Consider the following 12088-nt stretch of genomic DNA (forward strand, 5'->3'; position numbering starts at 1 on the left):
ACAGCCTATCCGATTAAGCGGCGATAAGTGGGTTTCAGAAGCCAAAAGCTTTGTTCAAGCTACGGGATGCGCCGGGCTTGAACAGGGCTTTTTTGCATGTATACTGGGGTAAAGCAAGCAAAGGGTCGTAAGGCAGGGAGGCGGAGCATGGAAAAGAAAGCGAAGGAGCAAGAAGTGAACGTGGATAAGCTGGCGTTCTTGCTCGTAGAGGCGACATCTTCGAACCAACGCGCCACGTGGGAACTGCCGCTGCATTTTCTCGATGACTATCTGCTGTTCTTCATGGCTGGCGGAGAAGGACGGATCACGGTGGACGGACGATTCAAGGAACTTCGCACGGGAGGCTTGTACTTGCGGCGTCCCGGCGAACTCGTCGGGGCGAAAGCTTGGAATCTGGACGGCCGGGGGTTGTACGCGATTCGGTTCCGGGCATTGGCATGGGACGCGGCGGCAGCGGAGACGGGGAGCTATATCGGACGGGCAAAAGGAAGCGGCGGGGAACTTTTTTTACCCGCCGTGAACGAGTTGATTCTGCGTGCTTCCTTATCGGCGGACGGATTGTGCGAGAGTATCGTTCGATCTGTCAATCATGAAGATGCTTTGGAGCGGTTGGGAGCTCGGATTCAGTTGCAGGAATTGATTCGAATGATGCTGCTCGAAGCGCGGGAGGTACGGGAGGACGATTATGAGACCCGACTGGAGCAGGTTAGAACCTATATGGAAAAGCATCATGCGCGCAAGCTGTCGCTGGATGAACTGGCGGAGGTGGCGCGGCTGAGCGTTAGGCATTTTATGCGTTTGTTCAAGCAGAGGTACGGGCGGAGCGCGATGGACGAGCTAACCGTATACCGAATTGCGCAGGCGCAAAATCTGATGCGGGCGGAAGGTCGGCATTCTATTAAAGATATTGCGCAGCATGTGGGATTCCGGGACGAGGCTTATTTTCGGCGCATATTCAAAAAGGTCGCGGGCGTGCCTCCGGCAGCGTTTATCCGCAATGCCAGGCAAAAGATCGTCGCTTATCACCCGGAAGCCATCGGTGTGTTGTTGGCCTTGTACATCGTTCCGTCTGCGGCTCCGATCAGCCATCCCTGGACCGAATACTACCGACGCAAATATGCGACCGATAACGTGCTGCCGTTAAGCGACGATCCCCTGCAAAAGTTGGAGCAGCTTCGAGAAGGATCGCCGGACTTTATTATCGTGTGCGAAGGGGAACTGGATACCGGGGAAAAGGATCAATTGCTAGCGATTGCCCCGCTCGGCACAATGCGTGCCGCCGTGGATTGGCGAACGCGCCTGCGTCTGATTGCGGAAGACCTGGGCCGGGACGGCGCGGCCGAAGCATGGTTGGAGCGGTATGAACGCAAGGCCGATTTTGTTCGGAAACAACTGGCGGAGCGGTTAGGGAATATTCGTTTGTTGGTTCTGAAACTTGCGGGTACGCGCTTAATGCTGCCCAAGCGTTACAGCGTGGCTTCGGTATTCTATGACGACCTTCGTCTGGAACCGCCGCATGAGCTTGTTCGGACCGAAGAAGACTTGGAGATTGAACCGGAACGGCTATCGAATTGGCAATTCGATCGGATGTTGATGATTGTGCAGCAGGACGAAGAGTCTCAGCAAACCTGGCATTCCCTGAATCGGCATAAGGCATGGAAACAGATCGAAGCCGTCCGTTTGCAGCGCGTAGAGCTATTCCCGGCGAATCTGCTCAGCGAGTATACGGCATTCACGCATGATTTGATTTTGGATGAAGTGTTAAACATCTGGCGGGATCCTGCATGAAATAAAGTCTTTATTGTCGATATTGCACATGAAAAGTTTGCCGTATACTATCCCTTAATGACAATGGTTCTCAATTAAGAGGACGTTGTCGCAGACGATGGAGTCAAGGGGGATCATAATGAAAAGACAGAAATGGGTTATGACGATCGGGATGTTGGCGCTGCTGCTTATTATCGCGGCATGCGGAGGAAGCGCGCAGCCCGCGAAGGTGGCGGAAGCGGATCAGGCGGCTACAACGCAGTCCGCGCCTGTTGCAGAAACCGAAAGCGAAGCAGCTCCGCAGACTCGAACCGTAAGCACGGCCAAAGGCGATATCGACATTCCGGCTGACCCGCAGCGTGTCATCGGCTTATCGGTCGTTTACCCGGACTTTTTGTACGCGCTTGATATCATACCGGTTGCCGTGCAGAATTACCACGAAGAACTGCCGACCTATTTGCGCGATCCTTTGAAAGACACGATCAAAATGGGCATCTCGCGCACGCCGGATTTCGAAGCGATTCTGGCGGCTCAGCCCGATCTGATTCTTGCGCCGACCTGGTGGTCGGAAGCGGATTACGATCAACTATCCAAGATCGCGCCGACCGTACTGCTGCCCGAGCGCGATAATTGGCAGGACGAACTGCGCGACATCGCCGAAGTATTCGACCGTGCAGACAAAGCCGAGCAAGTGATTAGCGATCTCGATGCCAAAAAAGAGCAAGCCGCCAAAGAACTGGACGAATTGGCAGGCGATCAAACAGTGATGTATATGCGCGTCATGGCCAAAGAAATCGTCATCAGCGGAGAAAACATCGACAGAGGCAACCTGATTCACAAACAACTCGGCCTGAATCCGGTCCCGGATTTCCCGCAGACCGAATCTACCATGTCGATCTCGTTGGAAAAACTTCCGGATTACGACGCCGACCATATCATCGTCCAACTCGACAACGACGGTCCGGAAGTGAAAGAACGCTTCGACGAAATCCTGAGCAGTTCTCTCTGGCAAGGCATGACCGCCGTCAAAAACGATCATATCCACACCGTCAACGACCGGGAATGGTTCAACGTCGGCATGTCGCCTCTGGCCGATTCCAACGCAATCGACGACGTGCTGGGATTTTTTAAATAACATCAAACCTCATTCATCGAAAAAGCTCCTACTGGACGGACTTGTTCCAAGTATCCGTCCAGTATCTTATCAACGCTATAAGTAAGGTTATGCCCGCCTAAAACCCACCTAAAGCGTGTGGGTTTCAGACGAACCTAATCCTATGATTAAGAGTTGATAAGGTACTAGTAGGGGCTTTTTGTTGAATCAACTCGACGTGGCAAGCAAGGCGCCCCAGAAGCTTGTGGCATCTACCTTTTTTCCCCGTGTCGCGTTATGATGATGGAACGAAATCGGCTTCGAAGCAGATAAGAGCCGAATAGGAAAAGGGAGGTTTTCAACAATGGAAACGAATGAGTATATCTTAAACGGCGACGAATTGACGGTTACGATCCGCGTGCCCGAAACCTGCGCCGGAACCCGATTCGACCGTACAGGCTGGATCACTCAGGTTCGTTTGGACAGTGCGGGCGTCGATTTTTGCGTACCGGAGAGCCTCATCGCCGGACAAGGCACGGGCGGCGAAGGACTGTCGGGCGAATTCGGCATCGACAAAGCGATCGGCTACGACGATGCAGTTCCCGGCGACACCTTCGTCAAACTGGGCATCGGCGCGCTGACGAAGATCGATGAAGAGAACTACAACTTCGCCCGGACGTATCCGGTCGAAGCTTACGAGATCCGGACCGAAGTCGGGCGCAGCGAGATTCGTTTTACGGTGGACGTTCCCGAACATAACGGTTACGCTGCGAAGCTGGTCAAAACGATCACCGTCGACGGCCGCACCCTGCATGTCCGCTACAAGCTGGAAAACGTCGGATCGAAGAAGATTTCGACCAACGAATACGTACATAACTTTGTCAGCGTAGGCGGTCATGCGATCGGGCCGGATTATGTGTTGAAGCTTCCGTACGCGCCAGAGCTTAAGCTGCTGGGCGACGGCGGCGTGGAAGAGAAGCTGGAGCTGTCGCCGGGGCAACTGACCTGGAATGCAGAGGCGGGCGGCGAATATTATGCGTTGTACGAAGGGTTCGCGAAAGGCGAGAAGCCTTACTGGGAGCTGCTGCACGTGCCGAGCGGAGCCGGTATGAGCGAAAGCGGAGACTTCGGCGCTGCCAAGCTGGGATTGTGGGGATCGGGACATGTGGTGTCGCCGGAGGTGTTTGTTGATTTGGAATTGGAAGCGGGAGAGAGTAAAGCGTGGACGCGGACGTATCGGTTTTGGGCTGCGTAAGGAAGGCATGGCTTTTCTGTTTATTTGGTTGTGAACGGGTAGAGGATATCGTGTATCGTTTGCCGAATAAAAATTCTATGATTGTCGACTTTGTTTAAGACCGATTTTGCATTTTGCATCGAACCGGATTTGTGGGCAAATGGAGGTAAACCCTTGTCTGGTAAGGGTTTGAGACTCTATTTGTTAGGTTTACGATTACGTCATTGGCGGTTCGATGCAAAAGCAAGGAAGAGGGGAGGGGAGAAAGCCTTGTGTGGTAAGGGTTTTGAGCGGTTTTTTGGCGGGGGTTTTATCTGAACGTAGTGGGATATGAAGGCTCGTCCTGGGCGTTATCTTCTCGCCAGTCCTGTAGTTTTATCTGAACGTAGTGGGATATGAAGGTGTTCCGGTTTTGCCGGAGGATCCGCGGAACAGTGTTTTATCTGAACGTAGTGGGATATGAAGCCTGATACGAGGAAGGTTGAGATTTGGAAGGATGGTGTTTTATCTGAACGTAGTGGGATATGAAGAGCGAAGCGCCGGGGGCGCGCGGAGCGCGGTTACCTGTTTTATCTGAACGTAGTGGGATATGAAGTTCGGCGCCTTAGCCGGCATTATGGCTACGTACGTGTTTTATCTGAACGTAGTGGGATATGAAGAGTTTCGGATACACGACTTCAAGCGCCTTATACGGGTTTTATCTGAACGTAGTGGGATATGAAGAAAAATTCATCGAATGGATCTCGAACGAACTCAAATGTTTTATCTGAACGTAGTGGGATATGAAGGGTGGCCGGAATCGTCGTTCACCAAACGCCAACGAGGTTTTATCTGAACGTAGTGGGATATGAAGCAAATTGGTCGTCTCGCTGTCGAACACGATCGACGGTTTTATCTGAACGTAGTGGGATATGAAGTTCGATGCGGCCTTGTCGATCCAAGCGAGTTTTTGTGTTTTATCTGAACGTAGTGGGATATGAAGCGATCCTGGACCGTGGATTCGCGGATACGGCGTACGGTTTTATCTGAACGTAGTGGGATATGAAGGCTCATGCAGGCGAGCGTTATCAACGACTACGGCGTCGTTTTATCTGAACGTAGTGGGATATGAAGATTAACGCCAGGCATGGCCGAGAACGTTTCCCGGTGTTTTATCTGAACGTAGTGGGATATGAAGATTCATAAGCCGGCCCGACGCCCTCACGTCACCGGAGTTTTATCTGAACGTAGTGGGATATGAAGCAGATCCGATGCCGGACTACAATTCCGGTACCGAGTTTTATCTGAACGTAGTGGGATATGAAGACAGATGAAGAGTATGATGTTTCAGAAGAAGTGTTTTATCTGAACGTAGTGGGATATGAAGTCGCGTCGCGGTGATTTTCGGGATATCCGATCCGTGTTTTATCTGAACGTAGTGGGATATGAAGCGCGTTCTTCATGTTGTATAAGTGCGGTTTCGGTTGGTTTTATCTGAACGTAGTGGGATATGAAGACTAATGCGGACGAAGAAGATAAAGAGTCTACAGCGTTTTATCTGAACGTAGTGGGATATGAAGTATTACATTTGTTTCTGCCGGAGCATTTGATGACATGTTTTATCTGAACGTAGTGGGATATGAAGCAAGCCAACGACGCACTGTAACGAAAATCGGGATCGGTTTTATCTGAACGTAGTGGGATATGAAGCAGCGTCACCGACGATCGGCGCGCCCTGGTCGCCCAGTTTTATCTGAACGTAGTGGGATATGAAGATTTTTGAGTCATCGCGTTTACAGTCATTTCATTCTGTTTTATCTGAACGTAGTGGGATATGAAGTGATGTATCCATCGTCAGCTAATACCAGGCATTCTTGTTTTATCTGAACGTAGTGGGATGTGAAGCAGGCTGACTACGAAGGCGTGATCAGCGTCAAAAACGTTTTATCTGAACGTAGTGGGATATGAAGGATTTTCCACTCTCTCACGATGGGCGAAATTCTGATCGTTTTATCTGAACGTAGTGGGGTATGAAGATCTTTGTTGCCCGCCAGGATCTCCGAGCCCGCCAGTTTTATCTGAACGTAGTGGGATATGAAGAGAAAAATCGCGTAGTGGGCAATAATAGTAGGAAACGTTTTATCTGAACGTAGTGGGATATGAAGCCGGAACACCCGCAGCGTCGACAATCGAAACACCCGGTTTTATCTGAACGTAGTGGGATATGAAGTCATTTCGAAATGAGGAAGCGAATATGTTCATGTATGTTTTATCTGAACGTAGTGGGATATGAAGGATTTTCCACTCTCTCACGATGGGCGAAATTCTGATCGTTTTATCTGAACGTAGTGGGATATGAAGCAGACAGATAAGGTGACGGTGGCCGCTCCGGATCCGGTTTTATCTGAACGTAGTGGGATATGAAGATTGCAGGATCGTAGCAGCCGTGAATTGCAGCGATGTTTTATCTGAACGTAGTGGGATATGAAGTGTAGAGCCGCTTTGCCACTTCGAAAACCGTCCACTGTTTTATCTGAACGTAGTGGGATATGAAGTTTTTACTGCGTCACCCCACATGTCGATTCCTCCTTGTTTTATCTGAACGTAGTGGGATATGAAGCGATATCTGCGTCCTGTTCGATCGCTCCGGATTCTCGTTTTATCTGAACGTAGTGGGATATGAAGTCTTCTTCATCCCCTTCTATAATCATTCCCGCTCCCGTTTTATCTGAACGTAGTGGGATATGAAGTACAAATTGGTTATCAAGCAGATCAAGGAAGAGTTTAGTTTTATCTGAACGTAGTAGGATATGAAATTGCTACGCCCCGGTCCAGCCGTGCTCGTTCCTGCTTTTTTATACGAACGTAGTGGGATAAGGTCATGACATTGAATGGAAAAGAGGCACCCATAAAAAATTGAAGATGCCTCTTTCTGAAATGTTGGTTTTTCTAAATGAAGCAATACGCAAAAGCCTGTACAACACCAGTTTAATTGATCCTATTCATCTAGCCTGTTACTTTAGAAACTGTGGTTATTCGAATAGTATCATTTTTCTCTTCAGCAAACGCTTCTCATCCTTCCAACATGATATAGGTCAAGTTTTCAACGACATTGCGATCGTCTCAATATCATCATTTAGAAGTATGCTAAGCGCGAACGGCGCATGGTTTTTAATGTTGAAGGCATTGGAGTATGTAGAATAATCGGCAATGTATTCATTTGCGTAATCGAGTAATTGATAAGCTAATTCTAAACGCAATTTTTCAATAGAAGCACCGTCTGCGACGATGAATTCAATCTCTTTGATGTTTCCCGCGTAACGTCCATCTTCATCTATCTCGTATCCAAAGATGAGCTCGCACGCATTAAGCAGGAAAAGCATGTCTTTTTGCGAAGTGGCTACAATGATATCGCGATTTCGACGAATCACCTAAGGTTTCTCCCGAACCACACGATCTATAAAATTGATCATTTTTGCGCGGACTTGGGTAGCTTTTAAAGCTTCCATTTGTGTACGGGATGAATTTTTGAAAATTATAAACTTATTTAAGGAACTTGTTTCTTTCATTTATTTGAACATTGTGGGGTTTTTCAAGCAATCGACTAGGCAACGTATGTTCTGCTTGTTATAATTGGATGCAGAATCCTTTTCAGTCATGTAACGACAGCTATCTTGAAAAAAAGGAGGTGTGATATTGCGTTTAGCCGTAACTTACGACGTAGAATCGTTACCCGTAGACTATCGGATGCCTATGCTTTCGTTGGTTAAAGAATCTTTACGTCGAGCTAATCCGAAGTATTTCGAGAAGTTATATGTAGCTGGCGAGGGAAAAATGAAGCCTTTCTCGACTGCCGTTTATCTGCATCGCTTTGCGTACGAGAATGACCGAATCAAGTTGGATGCTTTTACCCTGACGATTTCGAGTCCGGATATGGAGTTTATGCTGCATCTGTTCAATGGGCTTCAGCAGATTGCGGAATATAGAACGGACGGGACGATTTGGAAAAGAACGCAGATCCGAATGGTGCAAGAAACCGATATTGTAGGCGACCGGGTCTGGTTCCGCACGTTGTCCCCTGTTCTGATCGAAGACCGAAACGGGAAACCGCTCGGACCGGAACAGCCTCATTATGTCGAAGAGTTTGGCTACTTTGCGGAGATGAGAATACGGGAGTTGACCGGACGCGAACCGTATCGTCCGATCGTGATGCAGCCGGGAAACATGCGCAAACAGATAGTCAAAGAACGCAATTCGGTGTTTCGTCAGCAGTTTGGCAATGAACAAGGACAGCGTTGGCTTTACTACACGGCGTATCAAGGAACGTTGAAGCTGGAAGGACACCCGGAAGACTTGAAGCTGCTGTATCAAGCGGGAGTCGGCAAAAGAGCATCGCAAAGCTTTGGATTGTTGGATTATGTGCGGGAGGAGGGTTAGCGCTTGGGAGCTTCGATCAAGTTGCAAATGGAAGATTGGATGTGGACGGCGGGACTGATCGGGTTACGACGTTTATACGAAAGCGATCTGTCCGAGTACGGCTTGGATCGCGCAAAGTTTAAAGTCGAAGGTACGCGCATAACGTTGACGGAAGAGCATCTGGAATCTTTTGCGAAACGGTATATCCGATACATGATCGAGGAATTTAACATCGTGACTCGAGACGTCAAACGGATGGAGTTCTGGAGCAAGCGCTCCGACAATGTTCCGGATCGCTTGAAGCCGGCAGAGAAAGATGCCCAGATCAAAGAAGCCGCCAAGCAAGTTCGTGCGCAGATCAACGATCAGTTCAAGAAAGTCGATAAATACTTTGCGGGAAGCCCCGAGCACGAGCTGTTGCAGCAGATCATGGAAACGCTTAAAAATTGCTCGGGTTACGATCAGCGCGATGTGGTCAAGCAGGCTGTCGAAGAGTACGAGAAGACGATGTCTACGCAAGCGATCAAAGAAAAGCTGACGCTGAATTATATGAAGGCCATGATCATGAATCCGTTTTTTGGCCAGACTTCGATTTTGCAGCCGACCTTCAACGCCAAATCGACGGACGAGCATATCGCGCAGATCGAGAAAGACTTTGCACAGCCTGCGCTGCATGAGTTGAGATGGTACGACGTGGTGAGAAATGGATTGGAAAAAGAACGGTTGCTGCCTTTTTTGGAGCTTTGGGCGGACGATTATAAGCCTTTTCACGATTGGCGCAAAGCGCTCAAGAAGATGAAAGCAGACCATGAGGTAGCCGAGTATTTTCAAAGTCAGATTCTGCCTTGTTCTTTTATCGACGGGATGCATGCGACGCAATCGTATGAGGAAATGGTATTTTCTCCGTTGGCCCTGTCGAAAAGCAAAGCGTTTAACTTCAGTTGGGACTTTAATCGCAACCTCCCGATCCCGATCAGTGCGCTCGCGCGGCTTGTTTTCCTGTGCGTACCGATCGGCATGGCTACATACAACCGACGTTTAGGAACCGAAGAGTTCAATGAGAACAAACGCTTTTTCGGTATGCTGTTAACCGGGCGCAGTTTCGATACGGAATATATGGAAAACGAGAGCTACCGCTCCAGACGCAAGCAGGACGCGACTTTCGGCGAAGCCATTATTGGGTTGTTCCGTGAACACGAGCAGAAGTCAGAACATATTCAAAAGCAATATACATTTGTTGAAGTCCATTCTGAATATTCGGCCAAAAAGACATTACTTGACTATTATCATATGCCGCTTTACATGGCTGATTATTTGCATCATTACGGAAAATGGATCGAACGAATCAAGCATCGGGAGCAGCGAGATGCTTTTTTGCGTCAGATTTTGCAAGGACATGATCCGAAGTTGACTATTTTCGAGATCTTGCGGCTGGCGATCGTCGAGAGCAACAAAGGCGGCGATCCGAAATGGTTGGCGTATTACGCGCTTGAAGCCACGAGAGCAAGAGTGCAGTGGTTGCTTGCGAAAAAGGGAGAGAAGCGTATGCAGGATAAGAATCTGGACAGTACCGTTTGGCACGTATACAAGCAGGGAGCCATGATCCGGCAGCGCATGGTCAAAGGACGGCAGGGCGGAGAAAACGAAGAAAACTATCGAGCGCCCGGTTCCAAAAAGCTGGAAGGCCTGGCTTACCGATTGTTGAATGCGGCGAAGTCCGGCGATCGTCAGGAATTTATGGACAGCGTTTTTCGGGTTTATCTGTCCGCAAGCCGTTCGGATGCCATTCTTCCCGTATCCAATGCTTTTTTGAATATTTTCACGCAAGAGGGCTTGGATTTCGAAACGATCTCCAGTGCGTTTGTTGCCGGATTGCTGGGACAGGATCGGAAAGACGCCGAAGAAAAAGCCGATCAGGAATTGAAACCAGAGGGGGAAGCGGTTCATGAGTAAAGCCTTGACACTTTCGTTGATCTTCAAAGCCAATTCGTTGAACTACGGAGAAGGCATTGCCAATATTTCCGAGTTGAAAAAAATCCATCGGGGCAACGGCGATGTGTTGACTTTCGCTTCCCGCCAAAGCTTGCGTTACGATATTGTGCGTCTGGGAAACGAGTGGTTCGATTGGAATCTCGATGTGGTGGATAAATCCAAAGGAACTTTGCAATTCCAGGAAGCGTTGACCATCGCCGATTCGGTCGAGATGGATTTGTTCGGCTATCTCAAAACGAATAAAAATTCAATGAAGCGGCCTGCCGTAGCTCGTCTGTCCCACGCGATTTCGCTTGAGCCTTATCGCAGCGACATCGAGTTCTTGAATAATATGGGCTTGGCCGAGCGGATCGGCGAGACGCCGAACCTGGCCAATATCGAGCAGCATGAGAGTTTCTACGCTTATACGATTACGTTGGATTTGAAGCGTGTAGGTATCGATCCCGCAGACAAAAAAAATCCGGTGTCGCTTCCTGTGGAAACGCGCAAAGAACGCCTCGGTCAGTTTTTGGATATTGTGAAGCTGCTCAATCGAAACATCCGGGGACGTCAAGAATCGCTGGCTCCGCTGTTTGTAATCGGCGGCGTTTATCCGGCGGCGAATCCGTTTTTCCTGGGGCGTCTGATGCTGGAGCCGCAGGTGAAAGCCTGGAAGCTGAATACAGAGGCACTCAAAGAAGCAGCGCAGACGACTTTTGGTGGTCAGGAGATCGCGAATTCGACGCATCTGGGTTACGTATCCGGCATTTTCCAAAACGAAGCAAACTTCAATGAGCTCGGCATTGCCGGCAGCGGAAGCATCGAATATTTCTTCCAAACCATTCAGGCCGAAGCCATGCGTGCGTTAGAGGAATTGGCATGAAGGTGCTGCGGCTGAAGCTGTATCAACAAACGGCCTGCTACAAAAAGCCTTTTGCCAGTAAGGTCGCCGAAACGTATCCGCTTCCTCCGCATTCGACCGTCAAAGGCATGCTGCACGCCGTACTGGAAGCCAACGAGTTGATTCCGATGCAGATCAGCGTGCAAGGCGGATACGATACGCTGATGACGGATTACCAGATTCATTACTTTTTCAAACAACACTCAACGCCGGAGTTTATTCTGACGACAGCCGGATTGGGCATGGATCGTCAGTTGGAAGAAATTACAACGATGCCGATCTATACGCATATGCTGTATGACGTCAATCTGGTGATTCACGTACAGGCAGAGCAGTCGGTGATGGAAGAGCTCGAACACCGGATCAAAGACTCTTCGACAACATTGAGTCTGGGTCGGTGGGAAGATTTGCTCCGTGTGGATGAGTGCGAGATCGTGGAGATTGAATCCGCGGAACGACCTGTCGTTATTCATGGAGGCGCATTTGTTCCCGAGCGGATATTGGATGAGACAGACGATGTGCCTTATTCTCCTTACCGTTTGAATTGGACGTATCGGATCGTGAACGGCGTACGCATCTGGGATAAGCTTCATATGGGCTACGTCCAAGACGGAGCTGCAATTTCCGATGAAGCCGATGTTTACGTAGATGATGAAGGGCAAGGCATTTATTTTTCAGAGCCCATGATTGGGTAAACTTATTTTTTTAATCACCTCAGAGGGAGAGC

8 protein-coding genes and 1 CRISPR repeat array are annotated in these 12088 nt (G+C 49.3%); of the genes, 7 read left to right on the plus strand and 1 reads right to left on the minus strand.

Annotated elements, in window-relative coordinates; all coding sequences use genetic code 11:
• Positions 1-147 precede the first annotated feature (147 nt).
• From HRQ63_RS22055 to HRQ63_RS22065, 3 genes are all read left to right on the plus strand, one after another.
• Complete coding sequence (locus HRQ63_RS22055; protein WP_172247321.1) at positions 148-1788, plus strand: helix-turn-helix domain-containing protein; 1641 nt, start codon at positions 148-150, stop codon at positions 1786-1788.
• Between the two features lie 118 nt (positions 1789-1906).
• A complete protein-coding gene (locus HRQ63_RS22060; protein ID WP_172247322.1) occupies positions 1907-2902 on the plus strand; it encodes an ABC transporter substrate-binding protein in 996 nt (331 codons plus the stop codon).
• Between the two features lie 322 nt (positions 2903-3224).
• On the plus strand, positions 3225-4115 hold the full coding sequence (locus HRQ63_RS22065; RefSeq protein WP_172247323.1) for a hypothetical protein: 891 nt from the start codon (positions 3225-3227) through the stop codon (positions 4113-4115).
• Between the two features lie 286 nt (positions 4116-4401).
• Positions 4402-6889: a CRISPR direct-repeat array (repeat unit 29 nt; unit sequence GTTTTATCTGAACGTAGTGGGATATGAAG).
• A gap of 279 nt (positions 6890-7168) precedes the next feature.
• On the opposite strand, the gene HRQ63_RS22070 is transcribed toward HRQ63_RS22065, so the two are convergent.
• Positions 7169-7504 carry a hypothetical protein gene (locus HRQ63_RS22070; protein ID WP_229714144.1) on the minus strand — a complete coding sequence of 112 codons (336 nt, stop codon included), beginning with the start codon at positions 7502-7504 and terminating at the stop codon, positions 7169-7171.
• Positions 7505-7769: 265 nt separating this feature from the next.
• Here HRQ63_RS22070 and cas6 point away from each other — a divergent pair, with 265 nt between their 5' ends.
• From cas6 to cas5b, 4 genes are read left to right on the plus strand one after another with little or no spacing between them, the layout of a single operon-like run.
• Positions 7770-8510, plus strand: a complete 741-nt coding sequence (gene cas6 / locus HRQ63_RS22075; protein WP_172247324.1) for a CRISPR-associated endoribonuclease Cas6 — start codon at positions 7770-7772, stop codon at positions 8508-8510.
• A 3-nt stretch (positions 8511-8513) separates the two neighbouring features.
• Positions 8514-10442, plus strand: a complete 1929-nt coding sequence (gene cas8a1 / locus HRQ63_RS22080; RefSeq protein ID WP_172247325.1) for a type I-B CRISPR-associated protein Cas8b1/Cst1 — start codon at positions 8514-8516, stop codon at positions 10440-10442.
• Positions 10435-11343: a type I-B CRISPR-associated protein Cas7/Cst2/DevR gene (cas7i, locus tag HRQ63_RS22085; RefSeq protein ID WP_172247326.1), complete on the plus strand. Its 909-nt coding sequence runs from the start codon at positions 10435-10437 to the stop codon at positions 11341-11343. The genes cas8a1 and cas7i overlap by 8 nt, the downstream gene beginning before the upstream one ends.
• A complete protein-coding gene (gene cas5b / locus HRQ63_RS22090; protein WP_172247327.1) occupies positions 11340-12056 on the plus strand; it encodes a type I-B CRISPR-associated protein Cas5b in 717 nt (238 codons plus the stop codon). Before cas7i ends, cas5b begins: the two co-directional genes overlap by 4 nt.
• The last annotated feature ends 32 nt before the right edge of the window (positions 12057-12088 follow it).

It is taken from the genome of Saccharibacillus endophyticus, assembly GCF_013185185.1.
Classification (GTDB): domain Bacteria; phylum Bacillota; class Bacilli; order Paenibacillales; family Paenibacillaceae; genus Saccharibacillus; species Saccharibacillus endophyticus.

Excerpts from the sequence above, each read along its gene's own strand:
- HRQ63_RS22055 (WP_172247321.1), top strand. The coding sequence starts at position 148 with ATGGAAAAGAAAGCGAAGGAGCAAGAAGTGAACGTGGATAAGCTGGCG.
- HRQ63_RS22060 (WP_172247322.1), top strand. The coding sequence starts at position 1,907 with ATGAAAAGACAGAAATGGGTTATGACGATCGGGATGTTGGCGCTGCTG.
- HRQ63_RS22065 (WP_172247323.1), top strand. The coding sequence starts at position 3,225 with ATGGAAACGAATGAGTATATCTTAAACGGCGACGAATTGACGGTTACG.
- cas7i (WP_172247326.1), top strand. The coding sequence starts at position 10,435 with ATGAGTAAAGCCTTGACACTTTCGTTGATCTTCAAAGCCAATTCGTTG.
- cas5b (WP_172247327.1), top strand. The coding sequence starts at position 11,340 with ATGAAGGTGCTGCGGCTGAAGCTGTATCAACAAACGGCCTGCTACAAA.